The sequence below is a fragment of the Acinetobacter sp. IK23 genome (assembly GCF_035615275.1).
In the GTDB taxonomy this organism is placed as follows: Bacteria; Pseudomonadota; Gammaproteobacteria; order Pseudomonadales; family Moraxellaceae; genus Acinetobacter; species Acinetobacter seifertii.
Map to the genome: position 1 here is coordinate 1 of NZ_JANBNX010000072.1, position 537 is coordinate 537.

The following is a 537-nucleotide window of genomic DNA, read 5'->3' on the forward strand; positions in this document are numbered from 1 at the left end:
TCGCAGCATTTGATGTTGCTAAGTAAATGACCTTCTTTACTGAGTCATCAGATGAAAAGATTTTCCTTTTCTTCGTTGAATGGCGTATTACGCTATTCAACGACTCAATCGCATTTGTTGTATAAATAGCATGACGTATTTCGGCTGGATAGCTAAAGATCGTTCGGATATTTTCCCAATTGGCCCGCCAGGATTCTCCAATTTTGGGATACTGGTGATTCCATTGATCACAGAAGATGTCTAGGGACTTTAAAGCATTTTCCTCTGTACTTGCCTGATAAATCGCTTTCAGACCCGACGTAACAGCCTTGTAGTCTTTCCAGCTTACAAATCTCAGGCTATTGCGTACAACATGCACAATACACAGTTGAATATCAGTATGAGGGTAAACAGAGGCTATCGCGTCAGGAAAGCCTTTTAATCCATCTACACAGGCAACAAGAATGTCCTGTACTCCTCGATTTTTTAGCTCTGTCATGACTGACAGCCAGAATTTGGCACCTTCTGTCTGAGCAATCCACATACCCAGTAATTCTT

1 pseudogene is annotated in these 537 nt (G+C 41.5%); it reads right to left on the minus strand.

Annotated features, from left to right (window positions below):
* Positions 1 to 537: pseudogene (locus MSG95_RS18895) on the minus strand (IS256-like element ISAba26 family transposase); the annotation flags it as partial.